Here is a 21,731-nt window from a genome sequence, read left to right as displayed (position 1 = left end):
GTTCCGGGTCATGGAGGAATCCGTGCGCGCACGATCAACGCGTGTAATCAAGTGACGACATTTGACTAGAGGTTTAGCGGAAAAGACAGACCTTGACTTGAGCAGGACAAGTGCACTATGCGGAGATGGCGTCCGCTTTGCGAACACGTTGCGGCTCGCCCAACCGGCGCAGGCGTCCGCCCGTTTGGCCGGACCGGTGACTCCGTGCGCCCCCCGTGCACCGGTACCGTGGGTTAGGTCACGCTTACCGGCCGTCCCGCTCGGGCATGCACGCCAAGAGAGCCGAACGGCACCCCCCATCCCCCGACGACTGCCGAGGACACGATTGCCATGCCTCGTCCGACCGCCGCACAGCTCGCCTACGGTTCCTGCACCGTGGTCCTCTCGACGCTGGCCATGCTGCTGCTGTCCCAGACGACTTCGGGACCCGGGATCACGGTCATCGCCCTCGCGGCACTCGCGCTGGGCCTGCTGGTCGCCCTGACGGTCCCCGCACCCGGGGCACGCCCGGTGCAGGCGCCCGCGGAGCCCGTGGCCGACGAGGAGCGCGTGCCCACCACCCTGTGACCGCACGGCACGACAGCGGCGGGCCCGTGTACGTCACGGACCCGCCGCTCTCGTATGGGCACCCATCACATTCACGGTGCCTCTCACGCGCCGCTCAAGGGACGCTGACCACCACCGTCTTGGCCGCCTTGTCGTGCAGACCCTGTTTGTACGGCTTGTCGAAGAAGCTCCAGCCGCCGCAGATCACCGTCCAGATGCAGGCGCAGCAGAAGGCGAACGGCACCCACAGCACCAGGGCACGGGTCAGCGAGGACTGCGTGGAGGGGGTGGCGCCGTCGTCCAGGTTGGCCACCCGCAGGCGGAGCCACTTCTTGCCGAGGGTCTGCCCCGACTTTCTGATCATGAAGGTGTCGTACGCGACATAGAGCACGGCCGCGATGAAGGACTGGGCGACGGACCGGCCGACCTCGATGCGGTCGCCGTCGACGGAGTACTCACGCACCCCGAACGCCCAGGTCAGCAGCCAGACGACGATACCGACGAGGATCATGTCGATGATCCGCGCGAGCGTCCGCTTGCCGCTGTCGGCGAGCGGGGGCATGCCGGCCAGCGGGTCGGCGGGATAGCCGCCGGCGTCGTAGGGGCCACCGCCGTAGGGGCCGCCCGGGCCGCCTCCGTACGGGGAACCGCCGTAGGGGCCGCCGCCGTAGGGGGGCGGCTGCTGACCGCCGTACGGAGGTGGCTGACCGCCGCCCGGGGGCGGGTGCTGGCCGCCGCCGGGCGGCGGGGGCTGCTGGGCGCCGCCGTACGGGGTGTCGTACGGCGAGCCCGACCCCTGGTCCGACGGGGGCCGCTTCCTGAAGGGGTCGTCCTCGGGGGGCTGCTCTCCGGAGCCGGGGGGTGGTTCGCTGCTCATGGCCCGAGTGGAACCCGAACCCCCCTGCCTCCGCATCCGGCAGACGGCCGTACGGAGTACGCGCGCCCCGCGGTCAGCCCGCGACGAAGGTGTGGGCCGCCTTGTCGTGCCAGCCCTGGCGCCAGGGCCGGTCGAACAGGCACCACAGCACGCCCACGACTCCGACGACCAGCAGCGCCGGCACGCTCAGGACCAGCCAGCGGCGCAGCGCCGGGCCGAAGGACGGGGGCTCGTGCCCCTCGATGTCCCGCACCTCCAGACCGCACAGCTTCTTGCCGAGGGTGCGGCCCCACTTGGCGGTGGGCAGCGCCTCGTACAGGACGCCGGTGAGGAGCAGGACGGCGAGGACGATGCCGAGGCTGGTGCCGGTCGTGCCGTCGAGCAGCCAGACGGTGACCTCACGGCCGGACAGCCGGGCCGCGTCGATCTTCTGCTGGACGTGGTCCACGGCCCGCATGCCGAGCGGAACGCCGGCGGCCGCCGTCACCACGCCCATGGCCAGCGTGTCGATCAGCCGCGCGGCGAGCCGCTTGCCCAGTCCGGCGGGCCGGGCGGCGGCCTGCCGGCGCGCGGCGGCCTGGAAGATGTCCTCCACCGGCGGCTTCCAGGGCGCCACGGGCTGCTCGTCCCCGCCGGCCGCCAGCCGGTGCACCTGCTGCGCCCAGGACGCCTGCCCGCCACCGGGACCGGCGGTCAGCGGAGTGGCGGGAGCACCGCCCTGCGGGGGCACCGAGGGGGCTGCGGCAGCCGGGGCCGGGGCCTGCGGAGTGTGCGGCGCCGGGGAGGGCTGCGGGGTCTGGGGTGCGGCCTGGGCCGACTGCGCCGGAGTCTGGGGTGCCTGGGCGGCGGAGGCGCGGGCAGCGGCGGCCTTCCCGGCGCCGAAGCCGGAGTTCGCGGGCGCGCCGACCGGCCCCTGCGTACCGAAGCCGGCCGGTCCGGAACCGCCGGGGGCGGCACCGCCCTCGGCAGGGCCGGACGGTACCGGGCGGAACGTCATCGTGCCGTCGTCGGTGCGGGCCGCCGCCGGGCCGGGGATCGGGCGGCGGAAGATGAAGGTCCCGGGGTCCGGGGCGGCGTCCTCCGCCGGGGGGATCGTCGCGGTGCCGTCGGCACGGCCGGTGGCCTGGTCGTCGGGCTGTGCCGGGGCCTCGGCCGGCACCCGCGGGTCGGCACCCCGGGCCCCACCGCGGCCGTCAGCGCCGAGCCCCGACGACGGGGCGGCCTGGGCGGAGTTTCCGGAGTGGGTGGCCTGGGCGGGGATTCCGGGCGGGGCGGACTGGGCGGGCTGCCCGGCACCGGCCCACTGACCGGCACCGCCGGACTGGGCCGGGCCGCTCGACTGACCCGGCTGATCCGACTGGCCCCACTGCGCACCCTGCGCGGACTGCCCGGCACCGCCGGACTCGCCGGGTCGGCCCGGCTGACCCGACTGACCCCACTGCGCGGCCTGCGCGCCCTGACCGCTCTGCGCGGGCCGGCCCGCCCGGCCCCACTCGTCGGACGGGGTGGCCGGGGACTGCCCGTCGGTGCCGGGCTGCCTGCTCGTGTCGGCCGGGTCCTCGTCGAAGAAGTGGGGGCCCGTCTCCTCCACGGACGGGGCTGCCGGGCGGACGCCGGGCGGCGGGGTGAGCGGTTCGCCGTCCTTCGGCGCCGGGCGGCTCGTGCCGGGCACCCAGGAGGCGCCGTTCCAGTACCGGACGTAGCCGGGGATGGACGGGTCCGGGTAGTAGCCCTCGCGGGGCCGGTCGTCACCTGGGGCCGGGGTTGGGGCGCTCATGTCCGTCGTCCCGTATCTGCTCGGGGGTGGGATGGGAGCCTCCACATCTATCAGACCCGGGCATCCCCCACCGCCAGTCCCGCAGGACCCGCCCCTTTCCGGGCATCGCCGCACCGGACTCTCACGGTCCGCGAAAAAAATCCCCGAACCCGCGTAATGGCCCCGCCGCTGCCCCCTCTCCCCTGGTGCGGGCCCGGTCCGAGCGGCCCCGAACCGAAAGGAGACGCAGGTCATGCATCACACCGTGGTGGAGCGGGAGCTGGAGCTGAGGCTCGTCCTGTCGCCGGAACGGAGCGTCCCGGTCCCGGCCCGGCTCAGCTACCGCTCCGACGACCCCTACGCCGTCCACGTCGCCTTCCACATCAACTCCGAGCACCCCGTCAACTGGACGTTCGCCCGTGACCTGCTGGTGGAGGGGGTGTTCCGGCCGTGCGGGCACGGGGATGTGCGGGTGTGGCCGACGAAGCTGGACGGGCGCAGTGTCGTGCTGATGGCGCTGAGTTCGCCGGACGGCGACGCGCTGCTGGAGGCGCCGGTGCCGCAGGTGTCGGCCTGGCTGGAGCGGACGCTGCGGGCGGTACCGCCGGGGACGGAGGGCGGGCAGCTGGGCATCGACGACGCGCTCGACCAGCTGCTCGCCCGGTGAGGGCGGCCGCCTCAGAACAGCTTGCCGGGGTTGAGGATGCCCAGCGGGTCGAAGACCTGCTTCACCGCCCGCTGCATCTCCAGCCCGACCGGGCCCAGCTCGCGGGCGAGCCACTCCTTCTTGAGCACGCCGACGCCGTGTTCGCCGGTGATGGTGCCGCCCAGCTCCAGGCCGAGGGCCATGATCTCGTCGAAGGAGTCACGGGCCCGGCGGGTCTCGTCGGGGTCCTGCGCGTCGAAGCAGACGACGGGATGGGTGTTGCCGTCGCCGGCGTGTGCGCAGACGCCGATCGTCAGGCCGTACTTCTCGGCGATCCGCTCGGTGCCCTCGATCATCGCGCCGAGCTGCGAGCGCGGCACGCACACGTCGTCGATCATCGTCGTGCCCTTGGCCGCCTCCAGCGCGGGCAGCGAGAGCCGCCGGGCCTGGAGGAGGAGTTCGGACTCGGCGGCGTCCTCGGCAGGGACGACCTGTGTGGCGCCGGCGGCCTGGCACAGGGCCTCGACGGCGGCGAGGTCGGCGGCGGGGTCCGGGGTGTCGAAGGCGGCCAGCAGCAGGGCCTCGGTGGTCTCGGGCAGACCCATGTGGGCGAGGTCGTTGACTGCCTTGACCGTCGTACGGTCCATCAGTTCGAGGAGGGAGGGCACGTGGCCGCCCGCCATGATCCGGCAGATGGCGTCGCAGGCGGCGGCCGCGGAGGCGAATTCGGCGGCCAGCGCGAGCTGCTGCGGCGGCTTGGGCTTCAGCGCGAGGACCGCCCGGACCACGATGCCGAGCGAGCCCTCGGAGCCGACGAAGAGGCGGGTGAGGTCGTAGCCCGCGACGCCCTTGGCGGTCCGGCGGCCGGTGGACATGAGCCGGCCGTCGGCGAGGACGACGTCCAGGCCGAGCACGTACTCGGCGGTCACGCCGTACTTGACGCAGCACAGGCCGCCGGAGGCCGTGCCGATGTTGCCGCCGATCGTGCACGTCTCCCAGCTGGAGGGGTCCGGCGGGTAGTACAGGCCGTGTTCCTCGACCGCGCGGGAGAGGGTCGCGTTGATCACGCCCGGTTCGACCACGGCGATCCGGTCGACGGGGCTGATCTCCAGGATGCGGTTCATCTTGGTGAGGGACAGCACGATGGAGCCGTCGGTGGCGTTGGCGCCGCCGGACAGGCCGGTGCGGGCGCCCTGCGGGACGACCGGGACGCGCAGTTCGCCGGCGGTGCGCATGACGTGCTGGACCTGCTCGACGGTGCGCGGCAGCACCACGACGGCCGGGCTGCCCGCGGGGCAGAAGCTCGCCATGTCGTGCGCGTAGGAGGCCAGGACGTCGGGGTCGGTCAGGACGGCCTCGGGCGGCAGGCCGGCCAGGAGCCGGTCGGTGAGGTTCCCCGTGAGTTCGTCGCGCGGTGCTTCGATACGGCTCATGATCACAGCGTGGCACTCGCGGCCATCGGTGTGAACCCCGCCCGCGCCGTCCTTGGGCCACCCGGATGTGCTCGTCGTATTGACGCACAGTGAGCGCCATGGACAACCGACTGTGCGTGCCGGGTACGTCCCTGCCGGCCGGGCCGCCCGCGCCGCGCCGCCGCAGGCGGGTGCTGCGGCGGGTGCTGGTCGCCGTGCTGGCGGGTGGGGTCGTCGCGGGCACGGCGCTGACGCTGCTGCCACAGGAGCGGCAGCAGCGCGTGGCCGCACCGCCCGCCGCCGGTCCGCAGGCGCAGGCCCGGACGCAGGCGCTGACGACGGTGACCTACGGGGTGCCGGCCGCGCTGCCCGGTCTGACGGCGCTCATCGGACGGCAGGAGGCGCGGGTGCGGGCGCAGCCGCGGGACGCCCGGGCGTGGGCGGTGCTGGGGTCCGCTTATGTGCAGCGGGGGCACCGGGCGGGCGACGCGGCGGACTACCCGCGGGCGGAGCGGGCGCTGCGGACCTCGCTGGAGGTGCGCGGCTCGCGCAACACCGAGGCGCTGGACGGCCTGGCCGCGCTGGCGCTGGCGCGCCGGGACTTCCCGGCGGCGAAACGGTACGGCGAGCAGGTGCTCAAGGCGGCGCCGAAGCGGTGGACGGCGTACCCGCCGCTGATCGACGCGTACACCGGGCTCGGCGACTACACGAAGGCCCGCTCCACCCTCGACAAGCTGCTGGAGCTGCGCACCGGCGCGGCGGAGCGGCCGGCCGTGAAGGCGCGGGCCGCGGCGGTGTACCGGGACCGGGGCTGGCGGGAGGACGCGGTGGCCCAGCTGACCGACGCGGCGGCCGCCGCCCGTACCCCCGCCGAGCAGGCCGCATGGCTGGCCGGGCTCGGGCAGCTGGCCTGGGAGCGCGGGGACCTGCCGGTCGCGCTGCGGCACTTCGAGGCCGCGCTCCGGCTCGATCCCGACCAGCGGCCGGCGCAGGTCGGGCGGGCGCGGACGCTGGCCGCGCAGGGGCGCACGACCGAGGCACTGGCCGCGTACCGGGCGGCGCTCGCCCGGCAGCCGGACCCGGAGGGTCTGCTGGAACTGGGCGAGTTGTACGAGTCGCTGGGGCAGACCGGGACCGCCGAGGAGCAGTACGCGCGGCTGAAGGCGGCGGTGCGGCAGGCGGTGGCCGGCGGGGTCGACGAGGCGCTGGTGATCGGGCGGTTCGAGGCGGACCACGGGGACCCGTGGGACGCCGTGGAGCGGCTCCAGGAGGAGTGGGCGCGGCAGCCGGGGATCGAGGTGGCCGACGCGCTGGGCTGGGCGCTGCACCGGGCCGGCGAGGACCAGGACGCGCTGGCCTACGCGTCCGCCGCGACGGACAAGGCGAAGGGGGGCGGGGTGCGCAGCGCGCTGTACGCGTTCCACCTGGGGGTGATCGAGGCGGAGCTGGAGCGGTTCGGGCCCGCGCGCCGGCATCTCCAGGAGGCGCTGCGGATCAATCCGTACTTCTCGCCGCTCGGGGTCACCGAGGCCCGCAGCGCGCTGGCCTCCCTCGGGGAGGTGCCGGACGAGCCGCTGCCCGCGGAGGCCCCCTAGCTCCCGGGCTTGCAGCGGAGACCCTAGCTCCCGGGCTTGTAGTAGATCGAGAACCTGCGGGCTCCCTCCTGCCCCGACGCGAACCCCAGGTACAGGCGCGGGGTGCCCGTGCGGCGCACCGCCAGGCCCTCCGGCTCGCGGTGGTCGAGGGAGTGGGCGGCCTCCGTGCGGTGGCGGTCGAGGAGTTCGCCGGTGCGGATGTCCAGGCAGGACAGGTAGGTGTTGCCGTGGCCGGCGGGCGGGTTGGTGCGGGGATCGTAGGCGTTGCCCGCGAGCTGGTAGAGGTGGTCGCCGTGCAGGGCGAAGCCCTGGAAGGGGGCGCCCGGATCGGGGTGGGCGCCGGTCTGCGGGAAGTCGGCGAGCGGGGAGGCGTAGTCCCGGGTGGTGAAGGCGGCCAGGTCCCAGACGCGGTAGCGCGGGACGCTCCGCAGCCGGTGGCGGACGGCGATGCGGCCGGTGGCCGGACAGACCGTGGGCTGGTTGGCGCGGGACCCCTCGATGGGGTGGCGGACCTTGACGTCGTCGGACGTGCGGGTCGCGTCGCGCGCGAACCGGAAGCGGGTGACGCCCCGGCCGAAGCCGCCGAGGGCGTCCGTCTCGGTCCAGATCCACACCGTGCCGTCGGTGTCGTGCTGGACGCCCATGCTCACGCCGTGCCCGAAGCCCTTGAGGTACATGTGGCCCAGGCGTCTGCCCGCGAGGTCCAGGCGGTTGAGGCACAGGTCGCCGGTGTCCCGGCCGCCCGGGGTGAGCTGGAGGACGTAGAGGTGGTGGTGGACCTCGTCGAAGGCGAAGGACTGGAGGACCGTGGGTTCGCGCAGCGTGTCCAGCTGCCGCAGCCAGCGGGCGGCGGGTGCGGCGAGGTCGATGCGCTGCTCCACGGTCCCCCCTGGTCGTCCGGCGGGGGACCCGTCGGTTACAGGTTGCCCCGCTTGGCCTGCTCGCGTTCGATCGCCTCGAACAGTGCCTTGAAGTTGCCCTTGCCGAAGCCCATCGAACCGTGCCGCTCGATGAGTTCGAAGAACACGGTCGGCCGGTCCTGGACCGGCTTGGTGAAGATCTGGAGCAGGTAGCCGTCCTCGTCGCGGTCGGCCAGGATCTTCAGTTCGCGCAGGGTCTCGATGGGCACGCGGGTGTCGCCGACCCACTCGCCGAGGGTGTCGTAGTAGGAGTCGGGGGTGTCGAGGAACTGGACACCGGCCGCGCGCATGGTGCGGACCGTCTGCACGATGTCGTTGGTGTTCAGCGCGATGTGCTGGACGCCGGCGCCGCCGTAGAACTCCAGGTACTCGTCGATCTGGGACTTCTTCTTGGCGATGGCGGGCTCGTTGATCGGGAACTTGACCTTGAGGGTGCCGTCCGCGACCACCTTCGACATCAGCGCGCTGTACTCGGTGGCGATGTCGTCGCCCACGAACTCCTTCATGTTCGTGAAGCCCATGACCTTGTTGTAGAACCCGACCCACTCGTTCATCTTGCCGAGCTCGACGTTGCCCACGCAGTGGTCGATGGCCTGGAAGGTGCGCTGGGCGGGCGGCTCGACGATCGGCTCGGCGGCGGCGTAGCCGGGCAGGTAGGGGCCGTCGTAGCCGGTGCGCTCGACCAGGGTGTGGCGGGTCTCGCCGTAGGTGGCGATCGCGGCGAGGACGACGGTGCCGTGCTCGTCCTTCACCTCGTACGGCTCGGCGACCGGGCGGGCGCCGTGCTCGATCGCGTAGGCGTACGCGCGGCGGGCGTCCGGGACCTCGATGGCCAGGTCGACGACGCCGTCGCCGTGCTCGGCCACGTGCTGGGCGAGGAAGTGACCCCAGGTGCTGCTCGGCTTGATCACCGAGGTGAAGACGAAACGGGCGGAGCCGTTCTCCAGCACGTAATTGGCGGTCTCGCGGCTGCCGTTCTCCGGTCCGGAGTACGCGACCAGCTTCATGCCGAAGGCGGTGGAGTAGTAGTGCGCCGCCTGCTTGGCGTTGCCCACGGCGAAGACGACCGCGTCCATTCCCTTGACCGGGAAGGGGTCGGCCTGCCGTGCGGTGTCGGGAGTGTGGTGTGTGGTCTGCGTCATAGCGGAAGGGTGGCTCTGCTCTGCAAGGTGCGCAATAGTTTCCTTGTTCGCTGTGCAATCTGCTTGGTGTTACGGCCGTTTCGGCGGCCTTTCTGTACAGGATGACCACCTCAGGGGGTGCCGTGGCGATCGATCATCTGGACGGGCGCATCATCGTGCTGCTGGCCGAGCAGCCGCGCATCGGCGTGCTGGAGATGTCCCGCCGGTTGGGCGTGGCGCGGGGGACCGTGCAGGCGCGGCTCGACCGGCTTCAGTCGAACGGAGTCATCCGCGGCTTCGGCCCGCAGGTGGATCCGGCGGCCATCGGCTACCCGGTCACCGCGTTCGCCACGCTCCAGATCCGGCAGGGTCAAGGGCCCGACGTCCGCGCGCACTTGGCGACGGTGCCGGAGGTGCTGGAGCTGCTGACCACCACCGGCAGCGGGGACATGCTGTGCCGTCTGGTGGCCCGCTCGAACGCCGACCTTCAACGGGTGATCGACCGGGTTGTCGGTTTTGATGGCATTGTCCGGGCCTCCACGGCGATCGTCATGGAGAACCCCGTTCCGCTGCGGGTCATCCCGCTGGTGGAGCAGGCGGCCCGGGACAGCGAAGGGACCTAGGCCGATCCGGGGGTGAGCGCGGGTGAGCTTCTGGGAGTACCTGGGCAGCCGGCACCAGCAGCTGCTCACGGACGCCTGTCAGCACGCCAGCGCGGTCTTCCAGTGCATGGTCCTGGCGACCCTGCTCGGCGTGCTCGTCGGTGTCGTCACCTACCGCGCCGAGTGGGCCGGGAACCTCGCCACCACCGCCACCTCCACCCTCCTCACCGTCCCCTCGCTCGCCATGATCGGTCTGCTCATCCCGGTCGTCGGCCTGGGCGTGCCGCCCACGGTGATCGCGCTGACGCTGTACGGACTGCTGCCGATCGCGCGGAACGCGATCGTGGGCCTGCGCGGGGTGGATCCGGCGCTGGTGGACGCGGCGCGCGGCATCGGCATGTCGGGGCCGACGCGGCTGTTGCGGGTGGAGCTGCCGCTGGCCTGGCCGCCGATCCTGACCGGCATCCGGATCTCCACGCAGATGCTGACGGGCATCGCCGCGATCGCCGCCTACGCCTCCGGTCCCGGCCTCGGCAACGAGATCTTCCGCGGGCTCGCCTCGCTGGGCAGCAAGAACGCGCTGAACCAGGTGCTCGCGGGCACTCTCGGGATCGCCATCCTCGCCCTGCTGTTCGACGCCGCGTGCGTGCTGATCGGGCGGCTGACCATTCCCAGGGGGATCCGTGTCTGAGCCGACCTCCGCCGCCTCGCACGGGGCCACGATCGAGCTGGAGAACCTGAGCAAGCGGTACGCGGGCAATCCGCAGCCGGCCGTGGACAACGTGAGCATGGAGATCAAGGCGGGCGAGACGGTCGTCTTCGTCGGTCCGTCCGGCTGCGGGAAGTCCACGACACTCAAGATGATCAACCGGCTGATCGAACCGACCGGCGGGCGCATCCGCATCAACGGCGAGGACGTCACCGGCATCGACCCGGTGAAGCTGCGCCGCAAGGTCGGGTACGCCATCCAGTCCTCGGGCCTGTTCCCGCACCTGACCGTCGGCCAGAACATCGCCCTGGTACCCCGGATGACCGGCTGGCCGAAGGGGCGGATCCGGGAGCGGGTCGAGGAGATGCTGGACCTCGTCGGTCTCGATCCGGGCGAGTTCCACGGCCGCTATCCGTGTCAGCTCTCCGGCGGCCAGCAGCAGCGCGTCGGCGTGGCCCGGGCGCTCGCCGCCGATCCGCCGGTGCTGCTGATGGACGAACCGTTCGGCGCGGTCGACCCGATCACCCGCGATGACCTCCAGGACGAGCTGATCCGGCTCCAGCGCGAACTGCACAAGACGATCGTGTTCGTCACCCACGACTTCGACGAGGCGGTCAAACTGGGCGACCGCATCGCGGTGCTGCGCGAACGCTCGCGCATCGCCCAGTTCGACACCCCGGAAGCGATCCTCACCAACCCCGCCGACGACTTCGTCTCCGGTTTCGTCGGCGCCGGCGCGGCCCTGAAGCGGCTCAACCTGACCCGGGTGCGGGACGTGGAGATGCGGGACTACCCGACGGTGACCGTGGACACCCCGCTCCAGCAGATCTTCGGCTTCCTGCGCGGCAGCGGCACCAACGAGATCCTGCTCCTGGACAGGCGCCGCCGGCCCTACAAGTGGCTGCGGCGCGGCGACCTGATGCGGGCCCGCGGCTCGCTGGCCCGCGCGGGCACGCCGGTGCACGACACGGTGACCCGGGACGCCACCCTCCGGGACGCGCTGGAGGCCGTACTCACCGACAACGCGGGCCGGGTCGCGGTGACCGGGCGGCGCGGCGAGTACATCGGCGTGGTCGACATGGAGACGCTGATGAACTCCGTGCACGAGCTGCTGGAGGCCGACCGGCTGGAGGCCATGGAAGCCCAGCACGAGCTGGTGGCGGCCCGCGTCCAGCAGACGCACCTGGACCAGGAGGGCCCCGGAGGGGTGGCGAAGGCGTGAGCACCGCCGGACGCCCCGAGGGCGAACACGAGGTGAAGGGGCTCGCCTTCCGCGGCGAAGGCGGCCCGAAGGTGCTCGACCTCCGTGGCAAAGGCGAGCCGAAGGGGCTCGACCTCCGCGACGCGGGCGAGGGGGAGCAGGAGGCCCCGCCGGCGCCCCGGCGCCCGCCGGGGCGCCGGCTGTCCTGGCCGCGGCTGACCGTGCTGCCCGCGTTCCTGATCGCCGTACTCCTCGCGACCTGGCTGTGGTTCCGGCAGGCCGACCTGGACACGATCTCCGCGAACGCGCTGTCGGGCGGCAAGGTCTCCAAGGCGCTGTGGCAGCACGTGCGGCTGACGGTGATCTCCACCTTCTTCGTGCTGGTCATCGCCATCCCGCTGGGCATCCTGCTGACCCGGCGGGCGTTTTGCAGGGCCTCCCCGGCGGCCATGGCGCTCGCCAACACTGGCCAGGCCACCCCGGCGATCGGCCTGCTGGCCCTCCTCGTCATCTGGCTGGGCACCGGCACGAAGGCGGCCCTGATCGGCATCATCGTCTACGCCGTCCTGCCGGTGCTCTCCAGCACGATCGCCGGTCTCCAGGCCAACGACCCGACCCTGCTGGAGGCGGCCCGGGGCATCGGCATGTCCCCGCTCGGCGTGCTCACCCGGATCGAACTCCCCCTCGCCGTCCCGCTGATCCTCGCGGGCATCCGCACCGCGCTGGTCCTCAACGTCGGTACGGCCACCCTGGCGGTCTTCGGCGGGGGCGGCGGCCTCGGCACGCTGATCACCACCGGCATCACCACCCAGCGCATGCCGGTGCTGGTGCTCGGCTCGGTGCTGACCGTGGCGCTGGCCCTGCTGGTGGACTGGCTGGCCTCGCTGGCGGAGGTGCTGCTGCGGCCGCGGGGGCTGGAGGTGGGCACATGAGACGCACACCGGCCCGTGCCGTGTCCTCGGCGCGTGCGAGAGCCCGCCCCGCCCTGCTCGTACGCACGAGCCGCCGTACCCGCCTGCTGCTGGCCGCGCTGCTCGTCGTACCGTCCGGCTGCGGGCTGTCCAGCGGCTCCCCCATGGTCGACGGCGTCGAGCCCGGCTCGATCGGGCAGGGCCGGCCGCTCGCGGGCGCCCGCCTCACCGTCACCTCCAAGGAGTTCACCGAGCAGCTGATCCTCGGCGCGATCATGGGGATCGCGTTCCAGGCGGCCGGCGCGGACGTCGTCGACCGGACCGGGATCCAGGGGTCCATCGGGTCCCGGGAGGCGGTCCGGAACGGGGACGCGGACGCCCAGTTCGAGTACACGGGCACCGGCTGGATCACCTACCTGGGCAACAGCAGGCCGATCCCCGACCCGGAGCGGCAGTGGCAGGCCGTGCGGGACGCCGACCTGCGCAACGGGCTGACCTGGCTGCCGCCCTCCCGGCTGAACAACACCTACGCCCTCGCCATGAACCAGGCCCGTTTCCGGCAGTACGGCACCCGGACCCTGTCGGAGGTGGCCGCACTGGCCAGGAAGAACCCGGGCGCGGTCACCCTGTGCGTGGAGGGCGAGTTCGCCGACCGGGCCGACGGGCTGCCCGGCATGGAGAAGGCGTACGGAATGAGCCTGCCGGCGCGGAACGTCACCCAGATGGACACCGGGATCATCTACACCCAGGTGGCGAAGGCCGCCTGCACCTACGGTGAGGTGTTCACCACCGACGGCCGCGTCAAGTCGATGCACCTGGTGGTGATGGCCGACGACAGGAAGTTCTTCCCCGACTACAACGCCACGCCCGTGGTCGACACGGAGGTCCTGAAGAAGTGGCCGGCCATCGCCGCCGTCATCGAACCCGTCACCAGGAAACTCGACAACACGGTGGCGCAGACCCTCGACGCCGAGGTGGACGTCGCCGGCGAGGACCCGCACCAGGTGGCGCTGGACTGGATGAAGCAGGAGGGGTTCGTGAAGTAGGCGCCCTCCCTCGGCCCGGGTGACCTCGGCCAAGAGGCGGGTCCTAGCAGCTCGGTACCGAGCCCTTACCCCTCTCCAGGGCGACCAGGGAGTCGACCGCGCTCTTGAGGGTGGTCACCGGAACCAGCCGCAGCCCCTTCGGCAGTTTCGCCTCGGCGTCGGCGCACTCCGCCTTCGGGACGAGGAAGACGCTGGCCCCGTCCCGGCGCGCGGCCTGTGTCTTCAGGGCGACCCCGCCCACCGCGCCGACCTTGCCGGCGGCGTCGATCGTGCCCGTGCCGGCGATGGTGCGGCCGCCGGTGAGGTCGCCGCCGCCGCCGTCGCCGTCGAGCTTGTCGATGATCCCCAGGGTGAAGAGCAGCCCCGCGCTGGGCCCGCCCACATCGGCGAGCTTCAGCTCGACCTTCACCTTCTTCGGGCTCAGGTCCAGGTACTTCAGCGCCGCCTGGGTCGCCGCATCCTGGGACTCCTGCATCTGCTCGACGTTGTGCTTCTCGATTTCTTTGACGGTGTCGCCGCTCGGGTAGACCGCGTCGCGGGGCATGACCGCCCGGTCCGTGCGGAACCAGTTGCCGAGCACGTCCCCGAGGGACATCCGGGCGTCCGGGCCGGTCGCCACGATGGTCGTCATCCGCAGCTGCCCGCTCGTCTTCCGGGTCGCCGCGCCGGAGACGGTGATCACCGGGGTGCCCTGGTTCTCGCCGAGCACGTTCACCGTCGTGCCGGGCTGCGCCACCGAGAACGGCAGCGGCGCGAACACCGCCGTGGCGAGCAGGGCCGCGACGGGCAGTGCGCAGACGGCGAGGGCCTGGGGGCGTGTGAGACGTGAGAGCACGGGGTCAATCTAACCCGGCGTCTCCTGCCGCCCCCCGGCCCCTCACCGCCGCCTCCTTTCGGCCCCGGCCCCTGAGGACCGGCTCGACCGGCTCGACCGGCTCGACAGGGCCGCCACGCCGCTGCGCTGTGCCGCTCGCTCAGCGCAGGGCTTCGGCGACCTCCTGTGCCGCCTCCACCACCCGCGGTCCCACCCGCTCCGGCACGGAGTCCGCCAGCATCACCACGCCGACGCTGCCCTCGACGCCGGTCACCCCGACCAGCGGCGCCGCGGCCCCGCTCGCTCCCGCCTCCAGCTCACCGTGGGTGAGCGTGTACCCGGGATCGGCGGACGGCGACTGCCGGGCGGCGAGAATGGCCCTGCCGGCCGCTCCGCGGTCCAGCGGGTGCCGGAACCCGGCCCGATAGGCCACGTGATAGTCGGTCCAGGTGGGTTCCACCACCGCGACGGCCAGCGCTTCGGAACCGTCCACGAGCGTCAGATGCGCCGTCGCCCCGATGTCCTCGGCCAGCGACCGCAACGCGGGCAGCGCGGCCTCGCGGACCAGCGGATGCACCTGCCGCCCGAGCCGCAGCACCCCGAGCCCGACCCGGGCTCGCCCGCCGAGATCACGCCGTACGAGCGCGTGCTGCTCCAGCGTGGCAAGCAACCGGTACACCACGGTCCGGTTCACGCCCAGTTTGGTGGACAACTCGGTGACGGTCAGCCCGTGGTCGGTGTCGGCCAGCAGTTTGAGGACACGCAGTCCCCGGTCGAGCGTCTGAGAGGTCTCCGCGGTCACGACGCCCACTCCTTTGGTGGTGAGGTCGGCGGGCCCTCTGAGCGACGGATGCGTCGCCGAGTCCCGTCGGCGACGCGCTTCAGAGGCCGCCGATCGGCAGAACGGTCCGGCGGCTCCGGGCCATGTCGCTTCACGGCTGCGCTCCGCGGCGGCGCTGCCACGGGGCGTTGCGTAGCGGGACAGTAGCGAAGGCGGTTCGCTGAGCGGAAGTCTTCGTCCAGAATCCGGGCAAGGCCAGATCCGGCCTGCCTGCATTCGTCCGGATACGCACACCGGGGCTCGGCCTCGGGCCGGGGCGGTCAGCCGTGCCCGGGGCCCTGCCGGGGCCCGGGCGGAGCCCCGGGCGGTGACTTCTCGGGCGGTCGGGTCGGGCGGGTGGGCTCGTCACCTCATCCGCGTGGCCCACTCCCGCATCTTGTCGATTCGCTGCCGCAACTGCCCCGCCGTCGCCTCCGCGCTCGGCGGCCCCCCGCACACCCGCCGCAGCTCGGTGTGGATCACTCCATGCGGCTTGCCGCTCTGGTGCACATACGCGCTGACCATGGTGTTCAGCTGCTTCCGCAACTCCATCAGCTCCTTGTGCGTGACCACCGGCCGCCGCTCGGCGGGCAGCTCCAGCAGGTCGGCCTCGGTGTCCGGCTTCTTCCGGCTGTGCGCGATCTGCCGTGCCTGCCGCTTCTGGAGGAGCAACTGCACCTGCTCGGGCTCCAGCAGCCCGGGAATCCCCAGGTAGTCCTGCTCCTCCTCGCTCCCGGGGTGGGCCTGCATGCCGAACTCGGCGCCGTCGTACAGCACCCGGTCGAACACGGCGTCGGACTCCAGCGCCTCGAAGGGCAGCATGTCCTGCTCGCCGGTGTCCTCGTCCTGCTCCTTGTTCGCCTCCTCCATCTCCTTCTCGGATTCGGCGTACGGGTCCTCCTCGCCCTCCTTCTTCGGCTTGTCGAGGGCGTGGTCCCGCTCCTTCTCCATCTCGTTGGCGAAGGTCAGCAGGTCGGGCACGGTCGGCAGGAACACGGACGCGGTCTCGCCGCGCCGCCGGGACCGCACGAAACGCCCGACGGCCTGCGCGAAGAAGAGCGGGGTCGAGATGGTCGTGGCGTAGACGCCCACCGCGAGCCGCGGTACGTCGACGCCCTCGGACACCATCCGCACCGCGACCATCCAGCGGTCGGTGCCGTCGCTGAACTCGTCGATCTTCTTCGAGGCGCCGGCGTCGTCGGAGAGCACGAGCGTCGCCTTCGTACCGGTGATCTCCCGGATGAGCTTGGCGTACGCGCGCGCGGAGTCCTGGTCGGAGGCGATGACGAGGGCACCCGCGTCCGGGATGGCCTTGCGGACCTCGGTCAGCCGCTGGTCGGCGGCGCGCAGCACGCTCGGCATCCAGTCACCGCGCGGATCGAGGGCCGTACGCCACGCCTGGCTGATCGCGTCCTTGGTCATCGGCTCGCCGAGCCGGGCGGCGACCTCGTCACCGGCCTTCGTACGCCAGCGCATGTTGCCGCTGTAGGAGAGGAAGATGACGGGCCGGACGACTCCGTCCGACAGGGCGGACCCGTAGCCGTACGTGTAGTCGGCGGCGGACCGCCGGATCCCGGCGTTGTCCTCCTCGTACGTCACGAAGGGGATGGGGTTGGTGTCGGAGCGGAACGGCGTACCGGTCAGCGCGAGGCGGCGGGTGGCCGGCTCGAACGCCTCCAGGCAGGCCTCGCCCCAGGACTTGGAGTCACCGGCGTGGTGGATCTCGTCGAGGATGACGAGGGTCTTGCGCTGCTCGACGCGGTTGCGGTGCAGCATGGGCCGTACGCCGACACCGGCGTAGGTGACGGCGACGCCGTGGTACTCCCGGCCGAGCGGGCCCGCGCTGTACTCGGGGTCGAGCTTGATCCCTATCCGGGCCGCGGCCTCCGCCCACTGCTTCTTCAGGTGCTCGGTGGGCGCGACCACGGTCACCTGCTGCACGACGTGGTGGTGCAGCAGCCAGGAGGCCAGCGTCAGGGCGAAGGTCGTCTTGCCGGCGCCGGGCGTCGCGACGGCGAGGAAGTCACGCGGCTGCTCCTGGATGTACTTCTCCATCGCCCCCTGCTGCCAGGCACGCAGCTTGCTGGCGGTACCCCAGGGGGCCCGGCCCGGGAAGGCGGGCGACAGATGGTGGGAGGAGGTAGCGGAGGATGCGGCGGTGGTAGTCACGGTCTCCGTAGATCAGGGTCGGCGGCTCGGCTACGTATGACAACCGGGCCACCCTACCGGCGCCGCTGTGCCGTCAACGCGCGAACAACCCCGGGTCGCCGCCGGGTGGGAGCCACATCACAACAGCCGCAACCGCCCCACGATCACCGGCCCGTCACTCAGCGCACCGGCGCCCGTTCCCGCAGCCGCCGGGTCACCCAGGCCCCCGCCAGCGCCACGGCCGCCGTCGGCAGGAAGACGGCGGCGAAGGCGGCGGGATGGCCGGCGCCGGCCGCCGCGGCCGTGGTGGACGCCGAGCTGCCGCCGCCCAGAGCCGCGAAGGCCGCGCCGGTCGTCGCCAGGAGGACGACGTTGGAGAGGGCGTCGGAGATCTGCAGGGCGGCGGAGTTGGCACCGGCCTCCTCGGGGGCGGACAGCGTCAGCATCAGCACGCCGGCGGACGAGATCACCAGCCCCATCCCGAAGCAGCCGAACGCCCAGGCGACGGCGACGGTCCACACGGGCACGGCGTGCACGAGCACGCTCGGCGCCGTGACGATCGCCGCGGCGACCAGCACCATGCCCAGGGTCATCAGCCGCTCCCGGTACGGCGTCACCCGCGGCCGCGACTGCACGAACGACCCCAGCGCCCAGGTCGCGCCGCCGGCCGCCAGCGAGAACCCGGCGAGCGTCGGCGACATCCCGCGCTGGGTGACCAGCATCAGCGGCACGAAGGACTCCGCGGCGACGAAGGAACCGGCGGCCAGCCCGCGCAGCAGGACGACGGAGGGCAGGCCGCGGGCGGCCCGGTAGGTGCCGCGCGGCAGCAGGCCGAGGACGGCGGGCACGAGCAGCGCGGCACCGGCCAGTCCGGGCAGCAGCGCGAGGGGCCGCAGGTCCTGGGCGGCGTACTGGAGGAGCCCGGCGCCGAGGGAGATCCCCAGCGCGAGCCGGATCCGCCGCCGGTCGAAGGCGGCGGCGCCCGCCTCCGCGTCCACCGGCCCGGACGCCCGCCGGCGTATCTGCGGCAGGGCGAGGGCGAGCGGGAGGACGACGAGGGCCGGGATGCCGAGGAACACCCAGCGCCAGCCGAGGTGCTCGGTGACGGCGCCGGAGGCGAGGGGGCCGACGATGGACGGTACGACCCAGCCGGCCGCGAAGGAGGCCATGATCGCGGGCCGCAGCCGCTCGGGGTAGGCGCGGCCGACGACGACGTACAAGGCCACGATGACCAGCCCGCCCCCCAGCCCCTGCACGGCCCGCCCGAGGATGAAGACCCACATGGCCTGCGCGGTCCCGGCGACGACCAGCCCCGCGGCGAAGGCGCCGATGCCGGTCGTCAGCGCACCGAGCGGTCCCCGCCGGTCGGACCACTGCCCGGCGAGCACCATCCCGAAGAGGCTGGTCGTGAAGTAACCGGAGAAGGCGAACGCGTACAGCGCCACGCCGTGCAGTTCCCGCGCGGCGACGGGCATCGCGGTACCGACGGCGGTCGCCTCGAAGGCGATCAGCACCACGACGGACACGATTCCGATGCTGAGCGCCCGGTACGCCCGGCTCAGCACCCCGTCGTCCCGCGCGGCGGAGGAGGCGAGGACGGCGGGGTCACGGGAGTCGAGGGCGCTCATGCCGTCAGAGTAAGGCCCGCAACCCTGCTTGGCCCCTGTCAGGAGACCGATCCTCGCTCCACCGTCGGTCGTACACCCCACCCCGCTTCATGAACGCCGTATGGCAGTCCCGTTGCAGCCCCCCGGATTCCCTTGAGCCCCTCTCCGGCGGCGCCGTACGTTCTTCTCACGCACACGGCCGTGTGCCCGAGTGGTTCAGGGGCTCGCCTGCCCTGCATCCGACAGCGAGCTCCGCTCGCGGGGAGTTACGCGGGTTCCATTCCCACCACGGCCGAGAACAACAACAAAACACGGCCGTGTGCCCGAGTGGTTCAGGGGCTCGCCTGCAAAGCGAGTTACGTGGGTTCGAATCCCGCCACGGCCTCCAGCGCCTTCACCAGGCAGAACGACAGGGCGGCACCCATGGAAGGGGTGCCGCCCTTCTGGCCGTCCGTCTCAGTTTCCGTCTCAGTCGACGCTCCCAACCCATCCGGAGCGCTCACTCGCTGCTTCCTCAAGCGCACAGCAAGACCGCCAGCGATGCCTGCGGCCAACGGAGCCGAGCATCGGCTCGCAGGAAGCCCTGACCGCAATGGGCCAGCAACTGAAAGCTGCAACGCTCCGCAGAGAGCGTCCTCAAGCAAGCACATTGCCCCCGAGCCGATAAGCGGAGGAGGCAATTCTGTATGGTTGACGGCGTTACATCTGGGGAACGCGCCGCTTTTAAGCTATCCCTCGCTAACATCGCACGCCCCCTGACCCGTCAAAAAAGTAGCCAAACTGGAGCCCGATATATATCTTTTGTGACTTAAGCCCGTTTCGCTTTGCCCTAAAATATGGGCATAGATCGATAAATCTCCGGTCATGCCTCGTCCAGAACTCTCGTCCGATTGACCTGTTGCAGAGACACCCGAAGGGCTTACATTCCCCTTTGACCGACAGACCCTCCCACAGGTCCGCGCTAGCGGGATCTGTACCGCAGAAGACAATGCGTGATTGCGATTCGGGAGGTAAATCGGTGCCAGAAAGGAATGGAATCAGTCGCCTTGGAGGGAAAGTTGCGGATCAGCTCCGGAAGCTAAGTCCCGGGGTGCGCCGCTGGGCGCCGACGGTGAGTGCTGTCGCGTCAACCGCCCTGGCGATCTATCGGTTCCTGAATGAGCACCTGATTGGCTCTTGAACCAATCAGGTGCCCACCTTAGGTAGCTCTCACCTGCGTGAAGCTTGGCCAGCCCGCTCAGGTGAGGGCTACCTGCACCTCGTACAAGGCACGCCAGCACTCTTGCATCTGTTCTGGGGGTAAGCAATCCCTTTGTGTCGGTCTGACGCGACTGTAAGTGCGTTTTCAGGACGCTATTGGGCTTCACATTGGCGGTCGTTTGTCCTCCGGTTGCCAGATTAGACCGTCCACCTGCCTCGCAACGTCGGCTCGCACGGCATCCACCATGTGCTGATAGCGGGCGGCCATGGCCGTGGTCGACCACCCCATGAGGCCCATGACGGCCCGCTCGGGGACACCAAGGATGAGTAGGACCGTGGCGGCCGTGTGGCGGGCGTCGTGCAGACGCCCGTCCCGGACGTTCGCCTCTGCCAGCAGCGCCTTCCACTCGGCCCAGTCCCGCCGGTGGGAGGGGCTACGGCCGTACTCGTCCGGGAACACCAGGCCGTTTTCCTCCCAACGCTTCCCGGCCGCCTCCCGCTCTGCCTCCTGCGCTTTCAGATGAGCCCGCAGTAGGTCAACGAGCTGTTCCGGGAGACCGACCGCGCGGCGGCCCGCACGTGACTTGGTGGTGGAGATCTCCGGGTTGGTGCGCCGCCTCTCCGGGCAGTAGCCGGCGGTCTTGCGTCCGCAGGGCGCCACGCACCCGTGTGCGTACTGCGGCCGGTGGCGACTGCGGCGGACCACGAGGAAACCACCGTCGAGGTCCACGTCATCCCACTTCAGGGCAAGCACTTCCCCTTGCCGCAATCCGAGGGCGAGGGCGACAGCCCATCGTGCGGAATTGCGATGCTGGTCGGCGGCCTTCAGCAGCCGCTGTACGTCCTGCACGCTGTAGGGCTCCACCTCGTAATCCCCCGTCTTAGGCGCCTTGGCCAACTGGACCGGGTTCTTGCCGAGATGGCCGCGCCGTACGGCCTCGTTGAGGGCGGTGCGGAAGGTGCGGTGCACCTGGTGGGCGGTCGCGGGCTTGCTGCCGTTGGCCTGCATCTTCGCGTAAAACGCCTCGATGTGCTCGGGCTTGAGCTTGTCGAGCCGGTGAGCGCCCAGCCCGGGGATGAGGTGCTTCCGCACGGCTACGCCGTACCCCACCATCGTGTTGTCGTTGACCGCGAGGGGGGCAACGTTCTCAATCCAGTGCGTCAGCCACGCTTTGACCGTCCAGGGCTTCCCCGGCTTACGCACGGTGCCGGCGTCGCGCTGTCGCTCCAGTTCCCGCACGGCGGCGACCGCTTCCGCCTTGCTCTTCCGCTCAACGTGGCGACGGTCGGGCGTGCCGTCGTCGCGGACGCCGACGGTAACTCGGCCGTGCCACTTGCCGTCCTTGCCGAAGTAGATCGAGCTTCGGCCGTTCGGCTGTCGAGTGCGCTTCTTGTCTTCCACCACAGCAGACTCCTTGGGGTTGAAGCGGGCGGGAACGGCCGGAGCGCTGCCAACGGCGTGGCAGCGCTCCGGCTAAGGGTTGGTCAGGCGGCCTGCCGCTCAGCGCGGCGACGTGCGAGGTAGGCGGCGGGGGCATCGGCGGGGACGCGTCGGAGCCCCCCGACCATCAGGGACTCCAGCTCACCCGAGCGAATGAGGGCGAAGCAGGTGGTTCGACCGACCCGGAGGCAGCGGGCGGCCTCTTCGACGGTCAGCAGGACGGGCGCCGGGACGTCAACGTCGGCGCATCGGTTGCTGTCCACGCTGGCGATGCTCATGTGGGCTCTCCTGTGGGGCAGTACTTCGGGCTCCAGCGGGCCCGTACCGGGGGCGTGTGTGTCCGAGGTGCGGATTTCTGC

At 71.7% G+C, this 21,731-nt stretch carries 20 protein-coding genes and 2 tRNA genes; 10 read left to right on the top strand and 12 right to left on the bottom strand.

All coding sequences use genetic code 11. From position 1 onward, the window contains the following. Positions 1-330 precede the first annotated feature (330 nt). A complete protein-coding gene (locus ACZ7DL_RS17380; protein ID WP_470775020.1) occupies positions 331-567 on the top strand; it encodes a hypothetical protein in 237 nt (78 codons plus the stop codon). Positions 568-661: 94 nt separating this feature from the next. On the opposite strand, the gene ACZ7DL_RS17375 is transcribed toward ACZ7DL_RS17380, so the two are convergent. Beyond that, positions 662-1,423: an RDD family protein gene (locus ACZ7DL_RS17375; protein WP_470775019.1), complete on the bottom strand. Its 762-nt coding sequence runs from the start codon at positions 1,421-1,423 to the stop codon at positions 662-664. A gap of 73 nt (positions 1,424-1,496) precedes the next feature. Continuing rightward, positions 1,497-3,200: an RDD family protein gene (locus ACZ7DL_RS17370; RefSeq protein WP_470775018.1), complete on the bottom strand. Its 1,704-nt coding sequence runs from the start codon at positions 3,198-3,200 to the stop codon at positions 1,497-1,499. 232 nt (positions 3,201-3,432) lie between these two features. On the opposite strand from ACZ7DL_RS17370, the gene ACZ7DL_RS17365 reads away from it, so the two are divergent. Beyond that, complete coding sequence (locus ACZ7DL_RS17365; protein WP_470775017.1) at positions 3,433-3,846, top strand: SsgA family sporulation/cell division regulator; 414 nt, start codon at positions 3,433-3,435, stop codon at positions 3,844-3,846. Positions 3,847-3,857: 11 nt separating this feature from the next. On the opposite strand, the gene ACZ7DL_RS17360 is transcribed toward ACZ7DL_RS17365, so the two are convergent. Continuing rightward, positions 3,858-5,264: an FAD-binding oxidoreductase gene (locus ACZ7DL_RS17360; RefSeq protein WP_470775016.1), complete on the bottom strand. Its 1,407-nt coding sequence runs from the start codon at positions 5,262-5,264 to the stop codon at positions 3,858-3,860. Between the two features lie 92 nt (positions 5,265-5,356). Between ACZ7DL_RS17360 and ACZ7DL_RS17355 the strand changes: the two genes are divergently transcribed. After that, entirely contained in the window at positions 5,357-6,832 is a 1,476-nt protein-coding gene (locus tag ACZ7DL_RS17355; RefSeq protein ID WP_470775015.1) for a tetratricopeptide repeat protein, read from the top strand. A 23-nt stretch (positions 6,833-6,855) separates the two neighbouring features. Here ACZ7DL_RS17355 and ACZ7DL_RS17350 read toward each other — a convergent pair whose 3' ends face one another. Continuing rightward, positions 6,856-7,713, bottom strand: coding sequence for a phage baseplate protein (locus tag ACZ7DL_RS17350; RefSeq protein WP_470775014.1), 858 nt, complete (start codon positions 7,711-7,713; stop codon positions 6,856-6,858). Positions 7,714-7,748: 35 nt separating this feature from the next. Beyond that, positions 7,749-8,894 (bottom strand): 4-hydroxyphenylpyruvate dioxygenase, encoded by a 1,146-nt coding sequence (hppD, locus tag ACZ7DL_RS17345; protein ID WP_470775013.1) that lies wholly within the window; start codon positions 8,892-8,894, stop codon positions 7,749-7,751. Positions 8,895-9,016: 122 nt separating this feature from the next. Between hppD and ACZ7DL_RS17340 the strand changes: the two genes are divergently transcribed. The 5 genes from ACZ7DL_RS17340 (at position 9,017) to ACZ7DL_RS17320 (ending at position 13,342) form a co-directional block, all read left to right on the top strand. Further along, positions 9,017-9,496, top strand: coding sequence for an Lrp/AsnC family transcriptional regulator (locus ACZ7DL_RS17340; protein ID WP_470775166.1), 480 nt, complete (start codon positions 9,017-9,019; stop codon positions 9,494-9,496). Between the two features lie 22 nt (positions 9,497-9,518). Next, positions 9,519-10,166: an ABC transporter permease gene (locus ACZ7DL_RS17335; RefSeq protein ID WP_470775012.1), complete on the top strand. Its 648-nt coding sequence runs from the start codon at positions 9,519-9,521 to the stop codon at positions 10,164-10,166. Next, positions 10,159-11,406 carry a betaine/proline/choline family ABC transporter ATP-binding protein gene (locus ACZ7DL_RS17330; RefSeq protein WP_470775011.1) on the top strand — a complete coding sequence of 416 codons (1,248 nt, stop codon included), beginning with the start codon at positions 10,159-10,161 and terminating at the stop codon, positions 11,404-11,406. The genes ACZ7DL_RS17335 and ACZ7DL_RS17330 overlap by 8 nt, the downstream gene beginning before the upstream one ends. Further along, positions 11,403-12,317, top strand: a complete 915-nt coding sequence (locus tag ACZ7DL_RS17325; RefSeq protein ID WP_470775010.1) for an ABC transporter permease — start codon at positions 11,403-11,405, stop codon at positions 12,315-12,317. The genes ACZ7DL_RS17330 and ACZ7DL_RS17325 overlap by 4 nt, the downstream gene beginning before the upstream one ends. 143 nt (positions 12,318-12,460) lie before the next feature. Next, positions 12,461-13,342 (top strand): glycine betaine ABC transporter substrate-binding protein, encoded by an 882-nt coding sequence (locus ACZ7DL_RS17320; RefSeq protein WP_470775165.1) that lies wholly within the window; start codon positions 12,461-12,463, stop codon positions 13,340-13,342. 43 nt (positions 13,343-13,385) lie between these two features. Here ACZ7DL_RS17320 and ACZ7DL_RS17315 read toward each other — a convergent pair whose 3' ends face one another. The 4 genes from ACZ7DL_RS17315 to ACZ7DL_RS17300 form a co-directional block, all read right to left on the bottom strand. Then, positions 13,386-14,177, bottom strand: coding sequence for a S16 family serine protease (locus ACZ7DL_RS17315; RefSeq protein ID WP_470775009.1), 792 nt, complete (start codon positions 14,175-14,177; stop codon positions 13,386-13,388). 139 nt (positions 14,178-14,316) lie between these two features. After that, positions 14,317-14,958: an IclR family transcriptional regulator gene (locus ACZ7DL_RS17310; protein WP_470775008.1), complete on the bottom strand. Its 642-nt coding sequence runs from the start codon at positions 14,956-14,958 to the stop codon at positions 14,317-14,319. A gap of 384 nt (positions 14,959-15,342) precedes the next feature. Then, a complete protein-coding gene (locus ACZ7DL_RS17305; protein ID WP_470775007.1) occupies positions 15,343-17,145 on the bottom strand; it encodes a DEAD/DEAH box helicase in 1,803 nt (600 codons plus the stop codon). A gap of 158 nt (positions 17,146-17,303) precedes the next feature. After that, positions 17,304-18,752 (bottom strand): MFS transporter, encoded by a 1,449-nt coding sequence (locus ACZ7DL_RS17300; RefSeq protein ID WP_470775006.1) that lies wholly within the window; start codon positions 18,750-18,752, stop codon positions 17,304-17,306. A 176-nt stretch (positions 18,753-18,928) separates the two neighbouring features. On the opposite strand from ACZ7DL_RS17300, the gene ACZ7DL_RS17295 reads away from it, so the two are divergent. Together ACZ7DL_RS17295 and ACZ7DL_RS17290 are read left to right on the top strand one after the other, a co-directional pair. Next, a tRNA-OTHER gene (locus ACZ7DL_RS17295) sits at positions 18,929-19,026 on the top strand. Between the two features lie 18 nt (positions 19,027-19,044). Further along, positions 19,045-19,119: transfer RNA gene (locus ACZ7DL_RS17290), tRNA-Cys, on the top strand. On the opposite strand, the gene ACZ7DL_RS17285 is transcribed toward ACZ7DL_RS17290, so the two are convergent. From ACZ7DL_RS17285 to ACZ7DL_RS17275, 3 genes are all read right to left on the bottom strand, one after another. After that, complete coding sequence (locus ACZ7DL_RS17285) at positions 19,088-19,234, bottom strand: hypothetical protein (RefSeq protein ID WP_470775005.1); 147 nt, start codon at positions 19,232-19,234, stop codon at positions 19,088-19,090. The genes ACZ7DL_RS17290 and ACZ7DL_RS17285 overlap by 32 nt on opposite strands. An 860-nt stretch (positions 19,235-20,094) precedes the next feature. Beyond that, positions 20,095-21,336 (bottom strand): tyrosine-type recombinase/integrase, encoded by a 1,242-nt coding sequence (locus ACZ7DL_RS17280; RefSeq protein WP_470775004.1) that lies wholly within the window; start codon positions 21,334-21,336, stop codon positions 20,095-20,097. An 80-nt stretch (positions 21,337-21,416) separates the two neighbouring features. Continuing rightward, complete coding sequence (locus tag ACZ7DL_RS17275; protein WP_470775003.1) at positions 21,417-21,650, bottom strand: excisionase family DNA-binding protein; 234 nt, start codon at positions 21,648-21,650, stop codon at positions 21,417-21,419. Between the last annotated feature and the right edge of the window lie 81 nt (positions 21,651-21,731).

It is taken from the genome of Streptomyces sp. NPDC036984, from assembly GCF_055607665.1.
Note: the sequence above shows the minus strand (reverse complement) of the source record. Positions and strands in the feature narration are given on the sequence as shown.